The organism is Bacillus sp. FJAT-26390, assembly GCF_001682865.1.
Taxonomy (GTDB): domain Bacteria; phylum Bacillota; class Bacilli; order Paenibacillales; family Paenibacillaceae; genus Pristimantibacillus.
This window is the reverse complement of sequence record NZ_MAQX01000032.1, coordinates 328,740-353,981: the sequence shown is the minus strand read 5'-3', so window position 1 is coordinate 353,981 and position 25,242 is coordinate 328,740. Positions and strand designations below refer to the sequence as shown.

At 48.5% G+C, this 25,242-nt stretch carries 22 protein-coding genes and 1 pseudogene; 18 read left to right on the top strand and 5 right to left on the bottom strand.

Annotation, left to right across the window (positions count from 1 at the left end):
• The first annotated feature begins 83 nt into the window (after positions 1-83).
• From A7975_RS22400 to A7975_RS35075, 3 genes and pseudogenes are all read left to right on the top strand, one after another.
• Positions 84-524, top strand: a complete 441-nt coding sequence (locus A7975_RS22400) for a YciI family protein (protein ID WP_053372848.1) — start codon at positions 84-86, stop codon at positions 522-524.
• 26 nt (positions 525-550) lie between these two features.
• Complete coding sequence (locus A7975_RS22395) at positions 551-892, top strand: DUF1801 domain-containing protein (RefSeq protein ID WP_065386588.1); 342 nt, start codon at positions 551-553, stop codon at positions 890-892.
• A 59-nt stretch (positions 893-951) separates the two neighbouring features.
• A pseudogene (locus tag A7975_RS35075) lies at positions 952-1,062 on the top strand (carbohydrate ABC transporter permease); the annotation flags it as partial.
• A 122-nt stretch (positions 1,063-1,184) separates the two neighbouring features.
• Here the strand turns inward: A7975_RS35075 and A7975_RS22390 are convergent.
• A complete protein-coding gene (locus A7975_RS22390; RefSeq protein WP_065386587.1) occupies positions 1,185-2,792 on the bottom strand; it encodes a glycoside hydrolase family 43 protein in 1,608 nt (535 codons plus the stop codon).
• 173 nt (positions 2,793-2,965) lie between these two features.
• Here A7975_RS22390 and A7975_RS22385 point away from each other — a divergent pair, with 173 nt between their 5' ends.
• Positions 2,966-3,850, top strand: a complete 885-nt coding sequence (locus A7975_RS22385) for an AraC family transcriptional regulator (RefSeq protein ID WP_065386586.1) — start codon at positions 2,966-2,968, stop codon at positions 3,848-3,850.
• Positions 3,851-3,860: 10 nt separating this feature from the next.
• On the opposite strand, the gene A7975_RS22380 is transcribed toward A7975_RS22385, so the two are convergent.
• On the bottom strand, positions 3,861-5,045 hold the full coding sequence (locus A7975_RS22380; protein ID WP_065386585.1) for a carboxylate--amine ligase: 1,185 nt from the start codon (positions 5,043-5,045) through the stop codon (positions 3,861-3,863).
• A 246-nt stretch (positions 5,046-5,291) separates the two neighbouring features.
• Between A7975_RS22380 and A7975_RS35070 the strand changes: the two genes are divergently transcribed.
• The 8 genes from A7975_RS35070 to A7975_RS22345 all read left to right on the top strand — a co-directional run bounded on the left by A7975_RS35070 (position 5,292) and on the right by A7975_RS22345 (position 14,638).
• Complete coding sequence (locus A7975_RS35070; protein ID WP_255314444.1) at positions 5,292-6,263, top strand: glycoside hydrolase family 5 protein; 972 nt, start codon at positions 5,292-5,294, stop codon at positions 6,261-6,263.
• Between the two features lie 39 nt (positions 6,264-6,302).
• Positions 6,303-6,917 carry a carbohydrate-binding protein gene (locus tag A7975_RS35065; RefSeq protein ID WP_255314443.1) on the top strand — a complete coding sequence of 205 codons (615 nt, stop codon included), beginning with the start codon at positions 6,303-6,305 and terminating at the stop codon, positions 6,915-6,917.
• Between the two features lie 243 nt (positions 6,918-7,160).
• Complete coding sequence (locus A7975_RS22370) at positions 7,161-8,096, top strand: ABC transporter permease (RefSeq protein WP_231637579.1); 936 nt, start codon at positions 7,161-7,163, stop codon at positions 8,094-8,096.
• 81 nt (positions 8,097-8,177) lie between these two features.
• Positions 8,178-9,002, top strand: a complete 825-nt coding sequence (locus A7975_RS22365) for a carbohydrate ABC transporter permease (RefSeq protein WP_082198432.1) — start codon at positions 8,178-8,180, stop codon at positions 9,000-9,002.
• 81 nt (positions 9,003-9,083) lie between these two features.
• Entirely contained in the window at positions 9,084-10,751 is a 1,668-nt protein-coding gene (locus A7975_RS22360; protein ID WP_065386584.1) for an extracellular solute-binding protein, read from the top strand.
• 122 nt (positions 10,752-10,873) lie between these two features.
• Entirely contained in the window at positions 10,874-12,769 is a 1,896-nt protein-coding gene (locus A7975_RS22355) for a sensor histidine kinase (RefSeq protein ID WP_255314442.1), read from the top strand.
• The gene (locus tag A7975_RS22350) at positions 12,744-14,336 is read left to right on the top strand and encodes a response regulator (protein WP_065386582.1); all 1,593 of its coding nucleotides are present in this window, start codon (positions 12,744-12,746) and stop codon (positions 14,334-14,336) included. Before A7975_RS22355 ends, A7975_RS22350 begins: the two co-directional genes overlap by 26 nt.
• A 98-nt stretch (positions 14,337-14,434) precedes the next feature.
• Positions 14,435-14,638, top strand: a complete 204-nt coding sequence (locus tag A7975_RS22345; RefSeq protein ID WP_065386581.1) for a hypothetical protein — start codon at positions 14,435-14,437, stop codon at positions 14,636-14,638.
• A gap of 68 nt (positions 14,639-14,706) precedes the next feature.
• Here the strand turns inward: A7975_RS22345 and A7975_RS22340 are convergent, their stop codons facing one another.
• Positions 14,707-14,931 (bottom strand): hypothetical protein, encoded by a 225-nt coding sequence (locus tag A7975_RS22340; protein WP_065386869.1) that lies wholly within the window; start codon positions 14,929-14,931, stop codon positions 14,707-14,709.
• Between the two features lie 196 nt (positions 14,932-15,127).
• Between A7975_RS22340 and A7975_RS22335 the strand changes: the two genes are divergently transcribed.
• Positions 15,128-15,604 (top strand): heme-degrading domain-containing protein, encoded by a 477-nt coding sequence (locus A7975_RS22335; protein ID WP_065386580.1) that lies wholly within the window; start codon positions 15,128-15,130, stop codon positions 15,602-15,604.
• 104 nt (positions 15,605-15,708) lie between these two features.
• Here A7975_RS22335 and mgrA read toward each other — a convergent pair whose 3' ends face one another.
• Positions 15,709-16,704, bottom strand: coding sequence for an L-glyceraldehyde 3-phosphate reductase (gene mgrA / locus A7975_RS22330; RefSeq protein WP_082198382.1), 996 nt, complete (start codon positions 16,702-16,704; stop codon positions 15,709-15,711).
• Positions 16,705-16,734: 30 nt separating this feature from the next.
• Positions 16,735-18,243, bottom strand: a complete 1,509-nt coding sequence (locus A7975_RS22325) for a glycoside hydrolase family 18 protein (protein ID WP_065386579.1) — start codon at positions 18,241-18,243, stop codon at positions 16,735-16,737.
• A 250-nt stretch (positions 18,244-18,493) separates the two neighbouring features.
• On the opposite strand from A7975_RS22325, the gene A7975_RS22320 reads away from it, so the two are divergent.
• From A7975_RS22320 to A7975_RS22300, 5 genes are all read left to right on the top strand, one after another.
• Positions 18,494-19,675, top strand: a complete 1,182-nt coding sequence (locus tag A7975_RS22320; protein ID WP_082198381.1) for an ROK family transcriptional regulator — start codon at positions 18,494-18,496, stop codon at positions 19,673-19,675.
• Positions 19,676-19,826: 151 nt separating this feature from the next.
• On the top strand, positions 19,827-21,368 hold the full coding sequence (gene nagZ / locus A7975_RS22315; RefSeq protein ID WP_065386578.1) for a beta-N-acetylhexosaminidase: 1,542 nt from the start codon (positions 19,827-19,829) through the stop codon (positions 21,366-21,368).
• A gap of 203 nt (positions 21,369-21,571) precedes the next feature.
• Positions 21,572-22,438, top strand: a complete 867-nt coding sequence (locus A7975_RS22310) for an ABC transporter permease (RefSeq protein WP_082198431.1) — start codon at positions 21,572-21,574, stop codon at positions 22,436-22,438.
• 22 nt (positions 22,439-22,460) lie between these two features.
• Positions 22,461-23,354, top strand: a complete 894-nt coding sequence (locus A7975_RS22305; RefSeq protein ID WP_053372831.1) for a carbohydrate ABC transporter permease — start codon at positions 22,461-22,463, stop codon at positions 23,352-23,354.
• An 86-nt stretch (positions 23,355-23,440) separates the two neighbouring features.
• Entirely contained in the window at positions 23,441-25,099 is a 1,659-nt protein-coding gene (locus A7975_RS22300; protein WP_065386577.1) for an extracellular solute-binding protein, read from the top strand.
• The last annotated feature ends 143 nt before the right edge of the window (positions 25,100-25,242 follow it).

Sequence of the window (25,242 nt, the reverse complement as noted above, 5' to 3'; positions counted from 1 at the left end):
ATTATGATTCCTTCCGTTCGTCGTTTAAGTAGAGGCGGGCTCAAGGCGGCCCGGACTAATCAAGCTGCCGGGAGGGAACATGAATGCGTTATATGTTGATTGTCAAAGCGACCAAGCATTCTGAAGCGGGCGTGAAGCCAAGCCGAGAGCACATTGAGGCGATGGCTGCTTATCATGAATCGCTGGCAAGAGCGGGCGTGCTCATCGCGTCCGAGGGTCTGCAGCCAAGCTCGAGCGGGCTGCGGTTCACGTATTCGTTGCACGGCGAGATGCCGGTTGTAACGGTCGGTCCTTTTGCTAGGGAGAAGGAACTTGTTGCGGGGTTTACGCTGATTGACGTGAAGTCGGAGGATGAAGCGATCAAATGGGCGAAGCGAATGCCGAATCCAAGCGGCTCGGGCCAAGGCGAGGTTGAGCTTCGCGGGCTTTTGGACGATGAAAATCTGCTAAATGCATCAGCAACTACGGCTTTGGAGTCGGATCTGCGCGATCAAATCGATATGCTCAAAAAAATGATTCCTTGATTTCAATCGAAGAGGAGAGAGAAAACATGAACCAAGAAGTAACGGATTTTATCGAGGCGGTAAAAGAGCCATGGCAGGGTGAGCTGTGCTCCCGCCTGCGCGAGGTTGTCCACGGAGCCATTCCTAACGTTCAGGAGCGCATTCAGTACAAAAAACCTCATTTTTTGAAAAATGGAAAATACGCTGCTGTTATTTCAACGTCCAAAGACGCAGTAAGCTTTACGATCTTTAATGCGAGCGACCTCACGCTGCCGGAAGGGCTGTTCGATGGTCCTCCGGAAAGAAAAACGATCAAGCTGCGCCAAGGGAACACGGTTGATTCCGATCAGCTTTCTTCGCTCGTAAGCCAAGCCTCCGCAGCTTTATAAGAACGGTTATTGAGCATGCTGCAATAAGCGAATATGGCAATCGACAAGCGTTCGGAGAGGGCGCAATCGGCGCGACGCTTATGATCAGCATTTTGCCAATACTGGTCGCGTTCCTATTCCTGAGTGACCGCATCGTAGAAGGCATTGCTGCGGGCTCCGTTAAAGGGTAACGCAAAGAACCTCCAATCACTTATTTTAAGTGCTGCCGGAGGTTCTTTCTTGTTCGTAAGCGGTAGAAAATAAGAAAGTCCTCCGGAGAGCCGAACCCTTCCAAGAGGACTTTCTTCATTCATTAATGGTTTTCATAGATGAAATAATCGAAGTCTGCATGGTAGCCGCGGCCGGACGTATCCTGGCACTGCATGCCGACGAACGCGCCTGTAAAGAAGCCGCCGCCCTGAATGTAATCATCCGAGAGCTTATATGACTCGAAGTTTACAGGAAGGCGGGTCCAGCTATTTCCATCGAGCGAATACGAGTAATAATACAACGTATTCTCCGTATCTACACGCAGATAAACGTAAGCGGCATCATCCGGCAGAGCAATTTCATTGCCGCGAAGAGGCTCCGAGAAAGAGAAATTATCGCATGCGACAAGCTGCAACATTCTGCCCTTTTCTTCATTCCACGATATCTGGCATGATGTCCAGTTTTGCGTGTTGTAGTAGTTGACTAGCCCAGCCGATTGCTGGAAGGTCGTTGGATGGAAAGCAACCTTCGTCTCTGCCGTAAAGTTAAAATGCTGCCAGCGCCTTGCGATAAACGCTTGCGTGAATTTGGAGGTCAGCGATTCTTTGCCGTATAGACGCAGATGACCAGGGTTGTCGCTCAGCGATACGATCTGATTTCCAAGCGGAATGCGGAGGCTTTGGAAATGCGGATTTAAAGTGCCGCTGTCAAAGTCATCTTTGACCGGATAATCAGGATCCCATTGCACCTCTGGAAGGTTTGGCCCTTCAATAACCAGCGAAGGCTGATTGCCGCCAACAACGTATGGCCATTCATCTCGCCATTCAACCCGCTGAATTGCTGTCTCCCTGCCGAGCGGGCAGTAGCCGCGTGGATCCAGCAGAGGTGCACCTTCTATAGAAAGCGGCCGTCCAACCAAATGCACCAAAAACCACTCATCGGTATGCGTCTGGACGATAGAGGCATGACCGGATTTCTGAAGCGGGATGCGCGGTGCATGGAATGAGGTGATCAACGGATTTTCGGGATGAACTTCATAGGGGCCACGCAGCTGCTTGGACCTTGCGATCGTGGCTTGATGTTCATATTTGGTGCCGCCCTCAGCCGTAAGCAAGTAGTAGTAGCCATTGATTTTGTACAGGTGAGGCGCTTCGGTAAGTCTAACATCCGTTCCTTTGAAAATAATTTCCGGTTGGCCGACCAGCTTCTGCTCGCTGACGCTGTATTCTTGGAGCAGGATGCCGTTGAAATTGTGATGTCCGGCGCGGTGATCCCACATCATGTTTACAAAATATTTCCTGCCGTCCTCATCATGGAACAAGGAGGGGTCAAAACCCGAGCTGTTGACATGAATCGGCTCCGACCACTCGCCATCGATCGTGTCGCAGGTGACCAAATAGTTATGGCAGTCCTTCCATTGTCCTTCGGTTACTTTAACATCGGTATAGATGAGCCAAAATTTATTGTCGCTGTATGATAGCGCAGGAGCCCAAATGCCGCCGGAATCCGGATTGCCCATCATATTGAGCTGGCTGAGCCTGTTTAGAGGCCGTGATGCGAGTCTCCAGTTTTTCAAGTCTTTGGAGTGGTAGATCCCAACGCCGGGAAACCATTCGAAGGTTGAAACCGCAATGTAATAGTCCTCGCCTGCACGGCAAATACACGGATCGGGATTAAAGCCTGTCAAAATCGGATTTTGAATAGCGGTCATATGTTTTCTCCTTTGTGAAAAATGATGTAAGGCATTCTGGAAGACGAATGTACGTTATTATAAAAATATGATAGCAATGATAATGATCGGTTCCCATATCCATAGCATGTTGATATTTACCCAAATCAATCATCTTATATAAGCTCGCAAATGACGAAGGAGGCTGCTTGTTTATGCCGGCAAAACTAGAACCCGTAAGAAAGGAATTTATGCTGCCAGATATGGATTCCACCTTTCGCGTATTCGCGGCGCATTGGCGAACCGTTGACCCTGACTGGAAGTATCCGCTCCATAAGCATCCGCTCTTCGAGGTGAATCTTGTGTTGTCAGGCGTACAGGAAATGACGGTCAATGGAGTGGCTTACGTGCAAAACTCAGGTGATCTTATGCTGCTCAACCCGGGGGATAATCACGGGAGCAAAGTGGTCGGCGGCGAAGAAATGACGTATTATTGCTTGCATTTTGATGTGGATGAACGGTCCTTCCGCGAGCTTCTGGTCCGTAACAGCCGCTGCTTTCATGAGTCTGGAAGCGAACTGGCTGTTGCGATAAAGCCCGCGCTGGATAAAATTATGGCGTTAACTTCTAAAGAGGCGGCGGGGCGGGTTGAATCTCGCATGAGTATTTTGTCCGCATTGTTTGAGCTGTTCGCCGGCTTAAGCGGTACCTTATCGGAGCTGAACCGTGATGCTGCCGGAGCGCGCAAGTCAGCAGCAGCCTCGCAGATTGCAGCTAAGCTGGAGCAGGCGGTAGAGAGCGAGGCAAACGGCGGGGAGAAGGATAACGAGATGGACACCATTAGGTCGATTGCGGCGTCGGTGGGCTACAGCATGTCGTCGGTCAATCGGATGTTTACCCATGTCTATGGCGTATCCCCGCGGCAATATTTATCCCAATTAATACTTAAAAAAGCCAAGCTGCTGCTGATGGACCCGGACGCAAGCGTCGAATCGATATCAGCAAAGCTTGGCTATCATAATATGGCTCACTTCAGCAGGCAGTTCAAGCGCTGGACCGGGGAGTCGCCGAGCAGCTTCCGCGGTCGGCTTCATGAATAGAAGGGGAAGACTAGCGGCCTGCCAGCTTCTTCATTATTTTCTTCCCAATGATGGATGAGAAGTAGAAGGCAGGGGCAGGGTCGCTGATGCTCCAAATCGCCGGTGCTTTTTTGGTGAAATGGGTTTTTACGATCTGCATGATGCCTAGCTGACCCGCCTTCACATAATCGCGAGAGGAGATAAGATCCTCGAACAGAAAGCAAAAGGCGATGCCGAAGTCCTCTCTAACCGCATGGCTTCCAATCGGCGTTCCGGTAAGCTCCTTATAAGCGAGCAATGGGAAATCAACGCCGCATTTTCGGAGAAGAGGATCCAGCGTAGTCGTTCTAGCATTTATTTCGAGCAAGTAGTACTTCCCCGTCACGGCATCCTTCTTAAATTCAATTTCTGCGAAGCCTTTGTAGCCGATCGCCTCTAGGAAGGGTGCTCCAATGTGATAAAGCTCCTCTACGTATTTTTGCTTCGTAAAGGATGAAGCGCCAAAGTTGATCGGGAACTGCCTTAGCTTTTGGCAGGTGACCCAGTGGGTTACTTTGGAGCTTTGATCCAAGTATGCGTCAAACGTATAAACATGATCGTCGAAGCCGGGAATGATCCGCTGGACAATAACCTCAAGCTTGGCCTGAGCCGACTTCTCGATAGCGCTCCTCATTTCCTCCAAGTTGTTGCATGTAAATATTTTAGCGCGGAATAAGGATACAAAGGACGGAGAGTCCGTTGGCTTCACGATGCATGGAAATCCAATTTCGGCGACGACACGTTCCTCGAACCGCTCCTCGGTTGGACTAATCGATTCTGGTACTATTACACCGTGCTTCGTTGCGAGCATATGAAGAGATTCTTTATCCATGATGCTGCTCCAAAAGCCCTGCTCGGTCATATTGATATGATAGTAGTTTTTGAGCTCATCGAGATTGGCATCAATAAATTCGACATAAGGATCGACGCTTGGGAACAGGACGGGCTTCACTTCCTGTTGTTTGGCGTAGTTGATTAAATAAAGCAATAGCTCTTCCTTCTGCTTCTTGTAATGAGGGACAATGAGTTGCTCGCTTAAATATTTAGACTGAGCGCCGTATGTATTTTCTTTGGAATGATCCATGGCGACCGTATAGATGCCATTCGAGCCTAGACCTCTAATAATGCTCAGCCCTGTATAGAAGTTTGAGCCTAGTATGACGGCTTTATTTTTCAAGAAGGAACACTCGCTTCCATGAATAGATTGGATACTGCAATAAGATTAGCTGCCAGCCTCTAAATATTAGAAAATATATCATGAATTTCCCTTATTATCAAAGAAGGATTCGGATGATCAAAGCTTCTGCTTTCGGTTTTATTCGCCGTATTTCGGATTGCGCACCGCAAGCTATTGTCTTGTGCTATATTTTGATGGAATGCTGGAAGTAGTAAACAAACCAACATATAAGGAGGCAATCCGATTATGAGCGTGCATAGTGACAATAATGACGTAAGCGGTTTCATTCGAACGGACGGGAAAAAGGTGATTAATGGTGACGGCAAGGAAATTGTGCTGAGAGGCGTAGGCTACGGAAGCTGGCTGCTGCCGGAGGGTTATATGTGGAAGTTCCCGGAAGGCGGCGACCGTCCGCGCAAGATCGAGGCCATGGTAACGGCGTTAATCGGAGAAGAGAAGGCATCGCAGTTCTGGGATACGTACGTGGAGCGTTATGTTGATGAGATAGATGTCCGTGAAGTCGCACGGCAGGGCTATAACTCGGTGCGGCTTCCGATCAATGCGCGCGGTATTCTGGAGGACGGAGAAGGCGTGGTCTTTAATGAGAAAAGGCTGGCGCGGATTCACCAAGTGATCGAATGGTGCAGAACCTACAAGCTGTACGTCATATTGGATTTGCACGGAGCGCCGGGCGGGCAGACGGGTGCCAACATCGACGATTCCGAAAATGACCAGCCTGAGCTATTTATCTACCGCAGAAATCAAGAGCTGACGATCGCGATTTGGCGAATGTTCGCGGAGCGCTACAAGGATGATTGGATCATCGCCGGCTACGACCTCTTTAATGAGCCGCTCCCCGATTGGTTCAGCAAATACAATGATCAGGTAGAGCCGCTGTACAAGGAAATTACGGCAGCGATCCGTGAAGTGGACAAGCGCCATATGATTATTATTGAAGGCGTGCACTGGTCAACGGACTGGAGCATATTTACGGATAAGTTTGATGATAATTTGATGCTGCAATTCCATAAGTACTGGAACAATCCCGATACGGAGAGCATCCAGAAGTATTTGGACAAGCGGGAAGAGTGGAATGTGCCGATCTTTATGGGCGAAGGCGGAGAAAATAACGCGCAGTGGTACAGCGGCGCTTTCCAAATGTTCGAGGACCACGATATATCGTGGAATTTCTGGACATGGAAGAAGATGAGCACGTAGAATTCGCCGTACTCGATTCGTATGCCGGAAGGCTGGCATTTGCTGACGGCTTATTTGGAAGGCGGCGCTAAGCCGGACGCGGAGACTGCGGAGCGGATTTTGAATCAATATCTCGACAATCTCAAGCTGGAAAACTGCGACGCATATCCTGAAATATCCCGTTCGCTGCTGCGCCATCTTCCGCTCCAAATTCCTGCCGAGTATTACGGACAGGGCGAAGGAAAGGGCTTCGGCATCGTGCAAAAGAGAGAGAATAAGCTGGAACTGCGGGCGAGCGACGGCGTTCCTATGCGGATGATTACGGGCAAGGCGGAGAAGCCAAGCTATCATTCCGAAGGCGGCAAGCCATGGGCCGAGGATAACACCGTATGCGTAGAGCTGTATGCAGGTGATTGGCTCGCTTACGACGCTTTATGCGTCGAAGCGCGTAAGTACGATCTTCGTGTCAGGCTGCATGCCGCTGAGGGAGAAGCGCTCCTATCCATTGAATGGGAAGGGCATGAACCGGTAACCCGCGAGGTGAGCGGGGCAGAATGGCAGGAGAGCTTGCTGATGGATAACGTCGAAGCGGCTAAGGGTGCGGTCCGCGTCATCATTCGCGTTCTGCACGGACAAGTGGATTTGGACTGGATTACATTTTCCTTCGCGGAATAAAGGATGGAACCGATCATGTGATGTTTGGCAGCTTCTGCCGGCATCACATTTTTTTTGTGCCCGAAAAACGGCGAATCAGCCCAAAACCGAAAAATGGTCACCCGAATACGAAATCTAAAGCCTTACGGGATAAGGGACAACAATCTACAATTAACGTATAGGGTTTGCAAAGGCTTACATCAGATTTTCATCAGCATGGGGGTTATTATTTTGAAGACACAGCTAAGTTCGGCACCAGCTTCCCTGCCTGCTGCGGACGCAAAAGCAGCGAGAAGCAAATGGTTCAAGAAATTGTACAGCCAAAGGCATGTCCAGATTATGGCGCTGCTCGGCGTCATATGGATGATTATATTCAACTATGTCCCAATGTACGGCGTTATCATCGCTTTCAAAGAATTTAATATTGTGAAATCGATCGGTGAAGCGCCTTGGGTGGGCCTCACGCATTTCAAGGAGTTTTTCCAAGACGAGAGCTTCATCGACGTAATGCGAAATACACTCGGCATCAGCTTGATTAAGCTGGCGATCGGCTTTCCATTGCCTATTATTTTTGCTTTGTTTCTTAACGAAATCCGTTCTGTCGGGTTCAAAAAGGCGATTCAGACGATATCCTATTTGCCGCACTTCCTGTCATGGGTTATCCTCGGCGGCATTCTGACAACTTGGCTTGCGGATGTAGGCGTTATCAACAATGTGCTGCTTGCGCTTAATCTCATTAAAGAGCCGATCTCGTATTTGGCAGAGCCAAGCTACTTCTGGAGCATCATCATTACTTCGGATATTTGGAAAGAGCTCGGCTGGTCCGCGATTATCTATCTAGCGGCTATCGCCAGCGTATCGCCGGAATTGTACGAAGCGGCAACCATAGATGGGGCGGGACGTTTTCAGAAAATGTGGTATGTCACTTTGCCAAGCATCAAATCGACGATCTCCATCCTCTTCATTCTTGCTGTAAGCGGAGTGCTTAACTCCAACTTCGACCAGATTCTCGTACTGAGAAACTCCCTGAATGAGAGCGCGAGCAACGTAATCGATATTTATGTTTACCAGACCGGTATGCAGCAAGGACGTTATTCCTATTCGACTGCTGTCGGATTGTTCAAGGCTGTTATCGCACTCATTCTGCTTCTGATTGCTAACCGCGTAACGAAAAAAATGAACGATACATCGCTTTTCTAGAAAAGGAGGAGTCAAGCCGTGTTTAGTATTAAACGTAAAACAAAGGGAGAAGCTTTCTTCGACCTCTTCAATAACTTTGGCATGCTGCTCATTTGCTTCGCAACGTTATATCCGATTTGGTATGTGCTGGTCAACGCCTTCAACGAGGGACAAGACGGCATGCGCGGAGGGATCTACTGGTGGCCGCGGGTTTTCAGCTTCGAGAGCTTTGACGCGGTTTTCCAAAGCACAGGCATTATGACAGCTATGGGCATTACGGTTGCAAAAACCGTGCTTGGAACGTTGATTCACGTGTTTTTTACAGCTATGGTTGCCTTTGCTTTCTCTCGTAAAGGACTCATTGGCGGCAAAATCTATATTCTCTTCGGTACCGTAACGTTGTTTTTTGGCGGCGGCCTGATCCCAACTTACCTGCTTATGAGAGATCTGCATTTGCTCGATAACTTCATGGTCTATATTATCCCGGCGATGTTCAGCTTCTTCGATCTCATCATCTTCATGACCTTCTTCCGGGATATTCCGGATGGCCTTGAGGAAGCAGCCAAAATTGACGGGGCGAATGACTGGTCGATTTTCGTTAGGATCATTCTTCCGGTGTCGATGCCGGTTATCGCGACGATCGCGCTGTTCCACGGGGTATACCAGTGGAATGATTATTTTGCCGGCGTTATCTACATGAACAACATGGACCTGCAGCCGGTTCAAACGTACCTGTACCGCGTTGTGGCTCAGTCCAGCTCCAGCCAGATGCTGGCTGCTATTCCTGGGGGCATTGGCAAGTCGGTTACGACACAATCGATCAAGCTGGCTACGATGGTCGTTACAACGCTACCGATCGTCATCGCTTATCCGTTCCTGCAAAAGTATTTTGTCAAAGGGATGATGATCGGTTCGATCAAAGGTTAATCTGCGGCAGTACATTCCGCCCTTTATCGGGCAGAGGATTGCATATATAATAATCATTCATACAGAGAAGGGGAAGACAAAATGAACAAGAAGCCTAAGCTCAAAAATCTATTGATGCTGATGATTGCAACGGTTCTGGTCTTTACAACGGCTTGCTCATCAGGCGGCAACAAAAATGCGAACAAAGAAGAGGGCAACGAAGCGCCAGCTGAGCAAGTGAAGCTTACGCAGGATGATAAAGGCTGGGAAGTCGATAAAACCCCTATTACATTTGACTGGTATATCAACTTTTCCTGGTTCCCTAACAAATGGGGCGTAGATGCTACATCCAAATACATTACGGAAAAAACAGGCGTTAACGTTAACTTTATCGTTCCTGCCGGCAACGAAGCAGAGAAGATGAATACGATGATCGCATCGGGCAGCCTGCCTGACTTTATTACGCTAGGCTGGTACGAAGAAGCGGTTAAGAAAATGATCGAAGGCGATCTTGTGCTTCCGTTGAACGAGCTTGCTGACCAATATGATCCTTACTTCTACAAAGTAACAGATCCGGCTAAGCTTTCGTGGTACAAGCAGGAAGACGGCAATGTATACGGCTATCCTAACTCTTCTTCTTCCCCTAAGGATTACGAGAAATTCGGAGACAACATTACGTCAACACAAACGTTCCTAGTGCGCAAGGATATGTACGAAGCGCTTGGAAGCCCGGATATGCGTACGCCGGAAGGTTTCTTGAAGACGCTTGAGGCTGCCAAAAAAATGTACCCTGACGTTAACGGACAACCGCTTATTCCGCTAGGCATGTACGATTTTAACGATACAGGCAATGCGTCGCTGCAGCACTACATTCAAAACTTCCTTGCCATTCCGTACGATAAAGACGGACAGCTTTATGATCGCAACACAGATCCTGAATATGTGAAATGGCTTAAAACGGTGCGCCAAGCGAACGAGAACGGCTTGTTGGCAAAAGATATCTTCATCGACAAACGTCCGCAAATGGAAGAGAAAATCGCGCAAGGCCGTTACTTTGCAATGCTGTACTCCAGATCAGACCTTGCCAACCAACAAAATGCGCTATTTGCAAACGACCCGAACTCGATTTACATCGCGGTAGACGGTCCTGCTAATGCGAACTTGGATCAGCCGACACTGGCTGGACCATCGATTTCCGGTTGGACGGTTACATTGATCTCCAAAAACGTAAAAGACAAAGCACGCGCGATTCGTTTCCTAGACTATTTGATCTCTGAAGAAGGCCAGCATGATACGTTCTTCGGCAAACAAGGCGTAACTTGGGATAACATCGATGGCAAGGATCAGTTCCTGCCGGAGGCGCTTAATCTATTGAACACAGACCGTGGCGCTTTCGACAAGCAGCTAGGGGCATCCCATACGTTCTGGATGATGATGGACACGAACCTGACGCCAATTTGGTCGCCTCCTGCTGTTGAGCCATTCAAGCAATTGGAAGACTGGACACGCGGCAAAGCGAAGAGCTTGTCGGAGTTTGACCAGCTGAACCCGACAGGCACATCGGAAGAAGGCATTATGAATACGAAAATCGATCAAGAGTTCGGCAAAGTGCTTCCGAAGCTAGTGCTTGCCAAATCCGATGCGGAATTCGATAAGATTTGGAACGAGTTTCTGAAAAAACGCGAATCTCTTGGTTTCAGTAAAGTACAAGCTTATAAACAAAAGCAATACGAAATTAACGTAGCGAAATTGGCTGAAGCGACGAAGTAACGCGTAACGAAAGGTACTCCAGAACCGGAAACGGACTGGAGTGCTTTTTGTTGCATAGAGGAATGTTAACACAGAATGATATACGGAGCGGAAGTGAGTAAATAATGGGCAGGAAGTTTCGGTTGTACCTTCAATCTTTTTCGAATTGGCTGGGCCGCAGATCCATGCAGAGCCGTTTGGTAGCCGCATATATCGTTATTCTGTTAATTCCAAGCATCGTGGTATCCAATTATCTCTTCAGCCAAATTAGGGATAGTTATACCAATGACACCTTGAAACAGGGTCAGTACTTGCTGGAGATGGAAAAAATAAATATTTTGAATCAGATTGAAGCCATGGAGCTTGCCGCCCAGCTCACGATATCGGATTCTGATGTTTTAGAATATATCTCCACGAAGGAAGAGCTGCCTATTCAGGAGCTGCTCGATTTGTACCGGGGGCCTCTTACCGATATGATCAATATTCAAATCAATAATCCGAATATCGCCCATCTGCGGCTTTATGCGAACAATGAGCATATTTCGGAAATTTGGCCGATTATTTTTCATGAGCGCCGTATCCAAAACGAGCCTTGGTTCTCTAAGCTGGATCAATTGGATGGCAAGGAGCTTTGGACGTTCAAGGATAAGGACTTTGATATTTTGCGCCGTTATGTGACCGATGTGAATGACCAAATGCCGAAGGTCTCGCTGGTGCGCGTCGTACATGCCGGGAGCAAGCGTATTGGCATCATCCAAGTGGAAATGCTGCTGAAGCAGTTTTCGCCCAAAGCTTTTGCCAATATTAAGGACGAGGGCTCGCAGATGATGCTTGCTGACAGCAGCGGGGCTATCTATCTGGACGACAACCAGCCGTTTGCCGGCCACAATCCGGAGCTTCGCGAAGCGATTGAGCAGCAATTCGCCGATATGAACGTGCGCGGATTACACGAGAAACGTTTCATCGTGAATAAGCATCCTTATCTGCTCGTCTCGACGCCAATTGAGCAGGCAGATGCCCATATTCTGAATGTCGTGTCCTTGCAGACCGCGCATGAGCGCATATCTACAGCGGAGAAGCAGATCATTGCGGCAAACCTTATATTGATCGGCCTTCTTTCGATTATTACGTATATGATGAATTCCTTTATTCTCAAAAACCTAAGCCGCCTGACGGAGGCGATGAAGAAGGTGAGAAGAGGGGAAATGCCTACCGGGCTGCCGCTCGGCGGAGGCGGGGAGATCGGGGAGCTTGCCCATCATTTCAACAAATTAATTCATACCATTAACGAATTGATTGCACAGGGCGTGAAGAAGCAAGCGCTGACGAAAGAGGCTGAGCTGCGCACGCTGCATAGCCAGATCGATTCTCACTTTTTGTACAATACGCTTGAGAATATTAAGATGCTGGCAGAGATGGAGAATCAGCGGACGATATCCGACTCGCTCACTTCGCTCGGCGGAATGATGCGCTATAATTTCAAATGGTCAGGCGAGTATGTCAGCTTGCGGGATGAGATTCGGCATATTCAAAATTATATTGCGGTTATGAATATCCGCTTCGACGAGCCAATCCAGCTTGAGCTGCGCATTCCCCCGAAGCTGCTGGAGATCGAGGTGCTTAAGATGTCTCTGCAGCCGATCATTGAAAATGCGGTTAAGCATGCTTGGCTTGGGGTGGAAGAGGGCAAGAGTACCATCATTATTGATGTCTCGGAGAATGAGGATGCAGGCGTGATCATTACGTTGAGAGATAACGGCATGGGGATTGAGGCGGGACGCCTAGAGCGATTAAATGAAATGATTCATGCCGAAAATTGGAACAACGCTCTTACGGACGAACAGGTTAAAAACGGGAAGCAGGCGTTCGGAATCGGCCTGCGCAACGTTCATCAGCGCATTCGGCTTTATTATGGAAAGCAATATGGATTACAGGTGCACAGCAGAGAAGGGCAATTCACTGAGGTGGTTATTACTCTTCCAAAGGTGCTGTTAATGGGGAGGGGGTCTGGCAATGAGGAAAATGCTAATCGTCGATGACGAGAAAAATATCCGCTTAGGGCTCAAAACCATGATTGAAAGAGAGTTTCCGGAATTATACGATATTCGGACAGCCATACATGGCGAAGATGCACTAACACAATATCATCATGAACGGGCGGATATCGTCATTACAGACATTCGCATGCCAATAATGGACGGCATTGAGCTGATTAAACGGATCACCAAGGAGGCCGAGCCAGAGCAGAAGCCGATATTTATCATACTAAGCGGGTATGATGATTTTGCTTATGCAAAGGCCGCTATCGAATATCAGGTTAAAGATTACTTATTAAAGCCTATACGGCGGGACGAGCTGTTTGAGTCGCTGCGCAAAAGCGAGAATACGCTGCAAGCGCAGGCCGAATTAGCCGAGAGAGTGGCTGTGAGCGATACGTACCGAGAACAGCTGCGCATCAATCTGCTGAAGGAATGGTTTAGGCAAGACGAGCCCTCTTTTGACGGCATGGCCGAGCTTGAGTCCAAAATCAGGTTCGATCAGATGACGCTGCCGTTTACCGTTGCCGTCTTGAACTATAAATCAGAGAGCGGCGACTCCATGAACAAAGAAGAGTTTAAGCTGCTCGTAGAGAAGATGCTTGAGCCGATGAACGGGGCTTTGGATGTCTCTTTCCTAGATAGCGAGAGCAAGCTTGTTCTAATTGGAAGTCCCGCGCTGCAGTTCGAAGAATTGTTCAAGCAGGCAGGCGTCAGGGAGCTTGATGGGCTTCGCATGGGGGTCAGTGCGGAGGGCAATGAAATCGAGGAACTGTTTCATTGCTACAAGCAGGCATCGGAAGCGCTGCAATACTCGTTCCTGTACTCGAATTGCCGGATGCTGCGGCATGAGGACATCCGGGAGAAACGGCGGGACTACAAGGTGCCGGATGAGGAGATTCGCAAGCTTGGCAATATGCTGGGAACCGACCGGGAGCGGGAGGTGCAGGAGCTGTTGAAGCTGATCTTCCATACAGAGGACTTGCCTGACGTTGATATTCATTACTTGCGGCTTGTCGGGAAACGGATTAACGAGCAGGTGCTCGATGAGGTATTTCGTATTTACGGCGAGGAGTCGATCGAAGTGCTGAAGCTGTACCGCAAAGTAGGCAATATGGATAACTTCCGCAGCTTCCATGACTATTACAGAAGCTTGGAGCTGCTGCTGCTGAGCGTGAATGATTATATTAGAGGCATCCGTTCCGCATACAGCGAGCATTCGGAGATTAAGGCGGCTGTTGCCTATATCGAACAAAATTATTACAGGCCGCTCAATATGGCAGTCGTAAGCAATTATGTCGGCTTGAACTACTCCTACTTCAGCGAAGCGTTCAAAGCCCATTCAGGCGAGAGCTTTGTGCTGTTCCTGAAAAAAGTGCGTATTCGCAAGGGCAAGGAGCTGCTGCTCGAAGGGAATCAGAAGATGCAGGAGATAGGAAGCGCGATCGGCTTTGAGAACAGCAAGCAGTTTTCCCGCGTGTTCAAGGAGCTGGAAGGAATCTCGCCGCAGGAATATCGGATCAAGGTTAGATCGGACGCGAGTCAAGGGCAAGCGAGCATAAAGGAATGAGGAGAAGAGGAGCCCCCAGGCTCCTCTTTTTTACTTTATTGTTATGTTCGGGCCTGATTAGGGTACTAATACTTATAAGCGAAGGGAGCTGTTGAACCATGTTAATTGATGATTATATGCCGGAAGACATTCTAGAGGTTAATCCGAATAATGAACCGGAGATCATACCGCCAGCATCGCCGGAGGTTAAGCCTGTGCAGCCCGTCCCGGAAATTGTTCCGCAGAGGACACCCGAGATTAAACCGGACGTGATCCCTGAGATCAAGCCGGACATTCCGCCAGAGATTCCGCCGAAGGAATGAAACAAAAAAACGAGCCGCCAACGGTTTTCTTTTGGGCGGTTCGTTTTTCTTTGCGCATAGGGGGAGTTTTAGAAGAATGGTCCCGGCATAGCGCACCCAGGGAAAGCATTAATATCTTGAACCATATTGAAAGGGTATTGCTTTGTGGCGAATTGGCTTTGATACAAATATTCCTGCAATACCACATTGCCCCCGCTGACGCTGCATAATACCCCCGTTACACCTTGCCCGTTCGTAAGCGATACACCCACTGGCTGGCCGACGAGTCCTGCAGCCTTCGAATACCATGGCATTTGAAGCATAATCTATTCACCTCCGTTGCCACCATTGTATGTGGGGCAATCGCGTAACGTACTTTTTAACTAGCAGAGCTGAGTACTGCTTAAACAGATGAGCTGGAAAATAATGCTTGACGCGAGCAGCTCTGATTATATATATTTTGTACAGTGTACGAATTAATTATTTTGAAGAGAAAAGAGTGATTGAAGGATGACAGAGACAGAAGCGTTATTGGCACAATTGAAAAAAGAGGAAGCGGTTTTAACTTTTGAAAGCTTTACGAATGAAACGGCTTTGCAATTGGGGGCGAAGCTCGTCGAGGCGGCGCTAGAGAGCAAGCTGCCGGTCACAATCGATATATCCAGAGGCGAGCTGCAGCTATTTCGCGCGGCATTGCCGCAGGCTACAAAAGACGCCAATAGCTGGATCATTAGAAAAAATCGGGTAGTGAATCAATTTTTCCAAAGCTCTTATTTGATCGGTACAAGAATGAAGTTGCTGAACATGACGATGCAAGAGTTCGCGCTGCTGGACCCGATGCATTACGCGGCGAACGGCGGGGCTTTTCCGATCGTGGTAGATGGCGCAGGATTTATTGGAACCATAACGGTAGCGGGCCTCTCGGAACAAGAAGATCATGAGCTGGTCATTTCGGTGCTAAAGACGTTTTTGAACAAGGAAGTGTAAGGAACTCGTAAAAAAGGGGCTGTCTCTTAAGGTCAATGACCCTTTGAGACAGCCCCTCTTATTGCTGCGCTAGCGAATAATAGCGGTAAGCGATTTTACATAAATTATTCCGCGTTTAAAATGCGATCAATGGCATCCAATTCGCTCTGCGTGAACGCCAGATTGTTAAGTGCCGCCACGTTTTCTTCGATTTGGCTTACTCTGCTTGCGCCTACCAGCGCGGAGGTGACCCGGTTGCCGCGCAGCACCCATGCGATCGCCATTTGCGCCAACGATTGCTCTCTTGAGGCAGCAATATCATTCAATTGGCGAGTCTTATTGAGGACATCCTCCGTAATATGCTCCGGCTTCAGGAAACGGATGCCGCTGCCTGCTCTGGAGTCGGCCGGAATGCCTGTCAGGTACTTATTCGTGAGAATGCCTTGCGCAAGAGGGAAAAACGCAATGCTGCCTACGCCTTTATCCTCAAGCAAGTCGAGCAGCCCGTCTTCAATGGTGCGATCAAGCATGGAGTACGAAGGCTGATGGATTAAACAAGGCGTGCCGAGCTTATTCAGCGCTTCAATCGCAGCTTTGGACTCTGCTTCATCATAGGAGGAGATGCCTACGTACAACGCTTTTCCTTGTCGAACAAGCAAATCCAGCGCACCCATCGTTTCCTCGATCGGCGTGTTAGGGTCCGGTCTGTGATGATAGTAGATGTCCACATAATCTAGCCCTAAACGCTTTAGGCTCTGATCAAGACTTGCGACTAAATATTTTTTGGAGCCCTCATCCCCGTAAGGACCTGGCCACATGTCCCAGCCGGCTTTGGTTGAGATGATCGTCTCGTCGCGGTGCGAAGCGAAGTCCAGCTTTAATATTTTGCCGAGTGTTTCCTCCGACGAACCGCCCGGCCAGCCGTAGTTGTTGGCGACGTCAAAGTGGGTAATCCCTAAATCGAACGCGCGGCGGACCATCTCACGGCTGTTGTTAAACACATACCCGTCGCCGAAGTTATGCCATAGGCCAAGTGAAATAGCGGGAAGCTTAAGGCCGCTTTTGCCGCATCGGTTGTATTTCATGTTCTCGTATCGTTGCTCGCTAGGTTGATAATTCAATGGTAGTGCCTCCTGTGGAATCAATTATGTTTAGGGTGTGCCATTAATCCAGTAGTCGGTAAATTGCTGCGTTTCGGTAGCGTTATTCATGGAGTTGTTAAACCACCAAACGCCGGAGCCTGCTACTCGCGCGCCTTCCAAAATCGCATCGTTGACGGCAACGGAATGGTTTTGCGCATTCTCGTAAGTTTTATGGTAGTCAGTTAGCGTATAATCGCCGGGACCGAGCGGAATAAAGGCACAGGTTGCAGGCAGGGCGTTGCTGATACGGATGGTGTTCTCTTTAATGGCGAGCTTATAATTTGTTGCGTTTGTGGTAGAAGGATTGGCGGGATAAGCGGGAGCGCTCAGATCAGCCGTGTCGTAATCCATCATCACGATCATGTCGAGCAATGCGCCAAATTGAGCCAATTCGCTGTCAGGCATATAAGCAGAGAAAGGATTGCCGTCAATGGAAAGATGTTTGTTTGGACCGATGGCTGTTCTTACTTTTTGGATCAGTTGTCTGTAATCGGTGCTTGCCGTACCCGCGCTGACAGGCTCAAAGTCGAGGTTGATGCCGTCGAGGCCATAATAGTTGACGAGAAACGCGCAATGCGCCGCAATATTATCATGCATCGTGGCTTTGGAAACCGCAGGCGTATGCACGACATTGTTTTTGTCCGTATACGGCACGCTTTGTACATGCAGCGACTTGTTTCCGTTAACGACACCGATCAACTTCATGTTGGGAGCATACAATCTGGATTTGTTTACCCAGTTTTCAAGCTCGTCGTAAGCATACCAGCTCATGGTTCCGTCAATCGGCTGCCCGTCTACATCCTCGTATTGACCGGTTGTGGAATCACGATCGAAGAAGCCGACGTCGATCATTTGGTATTTGATTTTGTAGCTGTTCATTTTGGTGATCACGTCTTGGATAAAAGTATTCGTTTGGGGCGACATCACCCATTCCGGATTCGTAAAGGTAACGTTGTTCTCGCGATAGGAATTGTCTACGGTCCAAGCCTGTGCCTCTACATAGTGGTTGTAGGCGTTGGTGTAGCTGCCGTTGGAGTAGATTCTTAGGTATCTTGCTTTAACCGGATTAAAGGTGATGGTCTTGCCGGCAGCGGACTCCGCGTATTCGGCATCGGTGCCTGCGCCTTGGCTGGAGCTGTTGTCGGCATCATTGTTGAATACGGTAGTGGAGCTGCTGAAAGCGGCGTTTTCTGACAGCTTAACGACAACATCCTTGTAGGTCCGGCCATCCGCGTAGTAATGCCAGAGCAAAACCTTGTTTAGGTAGTAGCTCGCGCCAAAATCGATCTGGATGTATTTCTTTCCTGTACCAGCCTCGGTGAACGAATTGCTGTTGTTGCTGACCCCGTCGGTAAGTAGCGATGCATTCACCAGCGTGGCGTTGGAAGTTGCCGTTTTTCCTGCTGCAACATTTTGGGCTGCTGCGGCGCTTGCTCTTTGATCCCCGATTAGACCGGTAGCGAAGAGCGCTACGGCTATCGTCGTAATGAGAATGGAGCGGAACGAACCTTTTTTCATAAATGTCCTCCTTTAATTTGTAATCAGCGTACCCCCATTAATTAATAAGCACACTGTACTAATTAATAAAGTAATCGATTTTTCTTTTAATTGTCAACCCTAAAATAACGCTTACTTGCTGCCCATATGATTGGGATAGGTTGAAATTTTGAGAGTTTGTGGATATTATTAAAGAGTCCTTATTAATTATGAACACTTAGAATGCAATTTAAAAAGCGAATAATCTTTATCTTGAAAGGAAAATGAACGTATGATGGCTCAAAAAGGCAATTTGCAATTGATGAAAAAAATTAACTGTTCACTCATCCTTCATATGCTGCTTAGGGAAGGGAGCCTTTCCCGAGCTGAAATAGCTCAGAGATCAAAACTGAGTGCAACTACCGTATCCTCCCTGGTCGATGAATTGATTAAGCAGGACTTAATCGACGAGGTTGGCGAGAAGTCATCTCCAGGCGCAGGCCGAAGAGCGATCGCCTTAGAAATCAGCCGCGATAAAGGTTACATCATAGGGATCGCGCTAGGCAACAATTACTTCCGGTGCGCGCTCTTGAACTTCAGGAACGAAATCGTTTATGAGTTTACCGAGCCGGTTGTTAAAGGAAACGGAGAGGTTTTGGACTTCATGGTTGCCGCGATAAACCGGCTGCTGGCGTCCGGCATCATCAAAGATCCTTTGCAGGTAAAAGGGGTAGCCGTTTCAACGCCCGGCGTCATTGACGATCAGGGGGAAGTTATCGTCCGGTCGACGTTCCTGCGAATCGATAATCTGGAGATCAAGAGAATGCTCCGCAGAGAATTCGATTATCCGGTCGTTGTAGTGAATGACTTGAAGGCTGCCGCTTTCGCTGAGTATTTTGTAGGCAACATTAGAACGGATAATTTGTTATTCCTCTCCATAGATTCAGGTATCGGCATGGGCATGGTCATTGACGGCAAGGTCTATTCCGGCTACAAAGGGCTGGCTGGCGAGATTGGGCATATGCTTATTGATCCCGACGGTCAGCGCTGCGAGGATTGTGGCCAAAACGGCTGCATCGCAATGGTGTTGACGGAGCCTGCCGTTCTGGCAAGGGCAGAGGAAGTCGCGCGCCTGAAGAAGGTAGACAACGTTCCGAAGACGTTCGATGAATTGCTTGAGAGGTATGAAGCCGGAGAAGAGCTTGGCGAAGAGGTTCTAACTAAAGTGAGCTCCTTGCTCGTAAATACATTGTCGGTATTCATTAACTTTTTCAGTCCGGAGCTTATCGTGCTGCATGGCTGGATGTGCCATTCGAATAAGTTCATGAACCAATTAAAAAAGGGACTCTCGACATTCCCTTTCCCGCTGCCGTTCGAGGAGAAACGGGTGGTGCCAGCAACTTTTGAAGAGCGAAACTTCATCATCGGAGCGTCTACGCTTATGCTTCACAAGGTATTCGAGGATTATTTTTGACTAAAATGGAGCTGTTTTCAAGGGGGGAAATGACCCTGAAGACAGCTCCGTTTTTTTTGTTTGACAACGATTTAAGTTGGTTGTATATTTAATTTGTAAAGTGTACGAATTAAATATTTAGGTGTGCCGCATCTATCGATTTGGAAGGGGAATGCAAGTGAAGGCACTGTCCTTGGAAGAAAAAGTGGGGCTAATGTGCGTGGTAGGAATGCCGTCAAATCAAGTGGACGAGGAAGTCATGGAGACATTGTCCCGCAACCATTTTGGTGGACTTGGACTCTTCCCGCATAACTTCGAAAATGAAAAGCAGCTTAAGAAAATCATTTCCGATCTGAATCAGAGGGCTGGAACCGATCACGAGACACCAGAACCATTCATGATTGCAATTGACGAAGAGGGTGGCTCTCTGGCGAATTTTACGGAATTTTATACGGATGTGCCCGGCAATCGAGCCATTGGTCTGGCGAACGATCCATTGCTCGCTTATGCGAGCGGAAGGTTAATCGGGAGCCAGCTATACGAGCTAGGCTTCATGATGGATTGGGCACCGGTGCTCGATGTTAATTCCAATCCGCTTAACCCGGTTATTGGCGTACGCTCATTTGGCGAAGATGCCAGTCAAGTAGCAGCATACGGCGCGGCTTTCGTAAAGGGGATGAGAGAGTCTGGGATGGTATGTACAGCCAAGCATTTTCCGGGTCACGGTGATGTAGATGCTGATTCGCATGTTGAATTGCCTACCTGCCATTTGACGCTGGAGCAGCTATATGCAGAGACGCTGGAGCCCTTCAAGGCTGCGATAGAAGCAGGAATCGGCGCGATCATGACTGCGCACATCGTATTTCCGAATATCCCGCAATCGCATCATATGCCGGCTTCACTTTCACCGTTTTTTGTTACTCATCTATTAAGGGAAAAGCTGGCTTTTGAAGGCGTGATCTGTACGGACGATATTGAAATGCATGCGATCAAGAACAACTTTGATCCTTCAGAAATCGGCGTGCTTGCCGTATTGGCGGGAAATGACCAGATCATTATGTGCCATACGCGGGATTTTCAAGAGAAAGTATACTTAGGCATTTTGAACGCGGTTCTGGCGGGCGTGATTTCGGAAGAGAGAATCGACCAATCCGTTGAACGCATTCGGGTTTTGCAAAATAAGATGAAGCAGTATCGCAAGCAAGCGAATGTCATTCCAAGGTCCCTGTGGGAGATCCATGCTGCCCGGCTCGCTGAAGCATCAATCGTCGTCGATCGTGATCCGGCGAGCCTGCTTCCGCTTAAACAGCTCAAATACGTGATGTTCGTGCCGGAGATGGAGCGGCTTACACAAGCGGACACGACCTTCAATAAGCCATTTAAGCTGGACAGCTATTTGAAGGAAAAGGGCATCCAGGTGGAGACGGTATACACCTCTATGAATCCGACGGAGTCGGAGCAAGAGGAGGCAGAGAGGAAGATCCGGTCAGCCGATGCGGTTCTCCAAGTGACAAGGAATGCCCATATCTTCAAAAACCAGCTGTCGCTGGCTCGCCTATGCGCCGCTTCTAAGCCTCATGTGTGCCTTGTTTTACGAAATCCTTATGATGCCGCTGAGCTGCCGGATGCGAGCTCGGTCGTTCTGATTTGTTCCTCAGGAGACGAGAGCATGAAGGCATTTGCCCGGAAATTTACCGGCATAGCGGTTAGTTGAACAAACAGGGAGCAGATATCGGATTGCTAAAATGACATTTTTGCTCTAATAAACGTTTTAATTAATAAGGACACAGTACGAAATAAACTATTCCGACTCGACTAAAGCTAGAGACAAAATACTCGGCTAGTTGGAAAACGTTTATTTTCGGTGAAGGGGGAGCGCATTTGATCAGGCGATTGATCAAGCAGTGGGATATTCAAATGATGGTGGTTCCGGCAATTTTGTTTATCATTGTTTTCAACTATATCCCGATGTACGGAACGTTGATGGCTTTTCAGGATTACAACATTTTTAAAGGTTTTTGGAATAGCCCTTGGGTAGGGTTTAAGCATTTTCAAATGTTTTTTCATTCTCCGGATTACTGGACCGTTATGCGCAATACGATCGTGATCAGCGTGCTAAAGCTTGTTGCCGGCTTTCCGGCCCCGATTCTGCTCGCGCTTATGCTGAACGAGGTTCGCAAGGCAGCCTTTAAGCGGATCGTGCAAACAATCAGCTACTTGCCTCATTTTATGTCATGGGTCATTGTCGCCGGGTTCACGATGTCCATGCTCTCAACGGATAACGGAAGCCTCAACATACTGCTGCAATCGCTTCATCTGATTGATGAACCGATCAATTGGCTTTCGACATCGGACTATTTCTGGGGAATATTAATCAGCACGAACATCTGGAAAGAGATCGGATTTGCTTCCATCATTTATTTGGCGGCAATCGCAGGGGTAAACCCCGATATGTACGAAGCCGCCTCAATCGACGGGGCCAGCAGGATTAAGCAAATCTTTCTTATTACGATTCCTTCGATTATGCCGGTTATTATCATCTTCATGATACTGGCGGTCGGCAATCTCCTTACAGCCGGCTTCGAGGATATATTGCTGCTGGCATCCAATCCGGCGCTAAGAGATGTTTCGGACGTTCTGGATACTTACGTGTACCGTGTCGGGATCAAAAGCTCAAGATTTTCATACGCCACGGCGGTCGGATTGTTTAAAGCGATTATCAGCATCGGCTTGCTGACCATGGCTAATCTAATTGCCCGCAGGTCAGGGAACAGCCTGTGGTAGAACTCAAAAGCGGGGGTTGTCGATGAACTATAGTGTGGGTGATCGGATTTTGTCGGTGACGATATATATGATTCTCGTATTGCTTGCGTTCGTTACCTTTTATCCATTTTGGAATTCAATCGTCATTTCCTTTAACAGCGGATTTGACACCTCTTTGGGCGGAGTCACTTTTTGGCCGCGCGCCTTCACCTTGGAAAACTACGATATCGTATTCCAAGATGATCGGATTACGCATGCATTTCTTATCTCTATCGTGAGAACGGTTACAGGCACCTTTACCTCTATTTTCTGTACGGCGGTTTTTGCTTACGGGATGACAAGGCGTGAGCTTGCCGGTCGTAAGCTTTACATGATTCTAGGACTAATTACGATGTATTTTAGCGGCGGGTTGATTCCTTCTTACATGCTGATGCGAGCGATCGGATTGACGAATTCGTTTTGGGTCATGATCATCCCGGGACTCATTAGTGTATGGAACATGATCATATTCCGAACCTTCTTCATGGGCTTGCCTGCCGGGCTTGATGAATCGGCTAAGATCGACGGCTGCAGCAATTGGGGCACGTTCCTGCGAATTGTGCTGCCGCTGTCAGGTCCCGTTCTTGCTACCTTGTCGCTATTTACCGCCATTTACCATTGGAATGATTGGTTCACGCCCAGCATTTACATTACGAACGAAAAATGGCTCCCCATTCAAACGATGCTCAAACAAATTCTTAATGCCAATATTATGTCGGAACAGATGGCGCAGCTCGATTCCGCTGCCCAAAGCGCCGCAGAACGGATGAAAAGCGTAACGTCCAAATCGCTCTCGATGGCGACGATGATGGTCGCAACCTTGCCTATTGTAAGCGTATATCCATTCGTACAGAAGTATTTTGTCAAAGGCGTCTTGATCGGTTCCATGAAGGAATAAGGCTTGGCTGGCAATGCGGTGTTTACAGCCCTCGGGGCTTCTAAACATAGAATTGAATTTTGAAGATGAGAGAGGGGTTTTAGTGCATGAAGAAGCTGTTATTGAATTCGGTTGTTGTAATGCTTGCGGCTGCGACAGCGCTGAGCGGCTGTTCGACGGGGAATGATTCGAACAAGAAAGAGAATTATGCTGCAAACGCGAAAACAGAAGAGTCTGCTGCGCCAAGTGAAGGTCCGTTCGTGCTTGGCTCTAAGCCAGTGGAGTTCTCGTTCTATGGCAACTATGACTGGTACACGATGCCGCCATGGGGAAATGACTTGGCAACCGGTTGGATCAAAGACCATTTGAAGGTTAACGTTACGCCGGTGCAATCTGGCGGCGATGCCGCAACCAAATACAATATGATGATTGCGTCCAATGAGCTGCCTGACGTGATGTGGATGGAGCGCGGTCCCGATGTCGAGAAGCTTCGTGAAGCCGATATGCTCGTTCCGCTCGATGGTTATTTAGAGAAGTATCCCAATTTGAAAAAATGGCTGGGAGAAGCCGGCATCAACATGCTTCGTTCCGAGGACGGCAAGCTATACCAATTCCCGAACTGGTATACGAGCCAGCCAAACGGGAATGCCGGATATGTGATCAATAAAAAAATCTACACCGAGCTTGGTTCGCCAGCGCTTGAAACGACCTACGATCTTTACAGCTATTTGAAGCAGGTGAAAGAGAAATATGAGAACGTCGTTCCGATTGAGGTTGGCTTAGGCGCTCAAGGAGACGGTCTTGACGTTCTGTACTCCGCCTTTGGCGAAGACTATCAAGTCAAATACCTTGGCATTCGCGGCGTGCCAAAGGACAATGTGCTGACATCGATATTCACAGACCCGGTTTTCCGCGAATCCATGCAATATTCCAATAAGTTGTTCCGCGAGAAACTAATGACGCAGGACGTAATGAGCCAAACGGCCGATCAAGTGAAGGAGAAGGTGCTGAACGGACGCGTTGCCGTATTTGCCGCAGCTAGCCCGACGAAGTACGGTGATCCGGGAAATGCGGTCTTGAAAAAGGAAGACCCTGAAGCGGGATATTTCATGATTTGGCCGATCCATAAGGCCGGCTTAGACAAAAATAAAATATGGCCGGGCACCTTTAATCAGCTAGGCTGGAATGTCAGTGTCATTACGAAAGCAGCCAAAGATCCGGAAGCGATCTTCGCCTTCCTCGATTGGTTTACGGGGCCTGAAGGGCAAAGCGTTGGAATGTGGGGACCTCCAGGCTTGTATTGGGATGGATTTGATGCCGATGGCGCCCCTAAGTTTACGGAGAAATATACGTCCGACAGCGAAGGCCGAGATAAATTGATGGCTACCATTACCGACTTCCAATGGGCAGGCAATACGGTATTTGTTGATAAGTCTAAAGCGAAGTTCGAAATGTCTCTGCCGGAGGATAAGCGCAGCTGGGCAACGGAGCAGCAGACTAAGATTACTTGGAAAACGCAGTCGGATGCTACGGCGTTCATCAATTTAGATCCGCAGCCGGATTCGGAGGAAGGCATCGTTTGGAAGCAGCTCGACGATCTCTTCAAAGAAGTGCGTGCGAAGGCGCTTATGGCGAAGAGCGAAGCTGACGTGCTGTCCATTCTCGACAAAGCCGAAGCAGATGCGCAGGCTATGGGTTACAGCAAGCTGCAAGCGTTCATGACCGAGAAGTGGCAGGAAAACGTTAAGAAGATGAAAGGCAACTAGTTTAGAAGCTTGAAGCAGAGGGGCTGTTCAATAGGTCTGGCGGGCCATTGGGCAGCCTTTTCATCAAAATGATTGCTGGCGTCAAAATTTAATCCAATTAACCTGCAAGCAATCTCGCTTCAAACGTTAACAAAACGGAGGTT

Coding starts and splice junctions, on each gene's coding strand:
- nagZ (WP_065386578.1), top strand. CDS start 19,827: ATGCAAGTGAAGGCACTGTCCTTGGAAGAAAAAGTGGGGCTAATGTGC.
- A7975_RS35070 (WP_255314444.1), top strand. CDS start 5,292: ATGAGCGTGCATAGTGACAATAATGACGTAAGCGGTTTCATTCGAACG.
- A7975_RS22365 (WP_082198432.1), top strand. CDS start 8,178: ATGCTGCTCATTTGCTTCGCAACGTTATATCCGATTTGGTATGTGCTG.
- A7975_RS22300 (WP_065386577.1), top strand. CDS start 23,441: ATGAAGAAGCTGTTATTGAATTCGGTTGTTGTAATGCTTGCGGCTGCG.
- A7975_RS22305 (WP_053372831.1), top strand. CDS start 22,461: ATGAACTATAGTGTGGGTGATCGGATTTTGTCGGTGACGATATATATG.
- A7975_RS22320 (WP_082198381.1), top strand. CDS start 18,494: ATGATGGCTCAAAAAGGCAATTTGCAATTGATGAAAAAAATTAACTGT.
- A7975_RS22395 (WP_065386588.1), top strand. CDS start 551: ATGAACCAAGAAGTAACGGATTTTATCGAGGCGGTAAAAGAGCCATGG.
- A7975_RS22325 (WP_065386579.1), bottom strand. CDS start 18,243: ATGAAAAAAGGTTCGTTCCGCTCCATTCTCATTACGACGATAGCCGTA.
- A7975_RS22390 (WP_065386587.1), bottom strand. CDS start 2,792: ATGACCGCTATTCAAAATCCGATTTTGACAGGCTTTAATCCCGATCCG.
- A7975_RS22310 (WP_082198431.1), top strand. CDS start 21,572: ATGATGGTGGTTCCGGCAATTTTGTTTATCATTGTTTTCAACTATATC.
- A7975_RS22335 (WP_065386580.1), top strand. CDS start 15,128: ATGACAGAGACAGAAGCGTTATTGGCACAATTGAAAAAAGAGGAAGCG.
- A7975_RS22345 (WP_065386581.1), top strand. CDS start 14,435: ATGTTAATTGATGATTATATGCCGGAAGACATTCTAGAGGTTAATCCG.
- A7975_RS22385 (WP_065386586.1), top strand. CDS start 2,966: ATGCCGGCAAAACTAGAACCCGTAAGAAAGGAATTTATGCTGCCAGAT.
- A7975_RS22340 (WP_065386869.1), bottom strand. CDS start 14,931: ATGCCATGGTATTCGAAGGCTGCAGGACTCGTCGGCCAGCCAGTGGGT.
- A7975_RS22360 (WP_065386584.1), top strand. CDS start 9,084: ATGAACAAGAAGCCTAAGCTCAAAAATCTATTGATGCTGATGATTGCA.
- A7975_RS22350 (WP_065386582.1), top strand. CDS start 12,744: ATGAGGAAAATGCTAATCGTCGATGACGAGAAAAATATCCGCTTAGGG.
- A7975_RS22400 (WP_053372848.1), top strand. CDS start 84: ATGCGTTATATGTTGATTGTCAAAGCGACCAAGCATTCTGAAGCGGGC.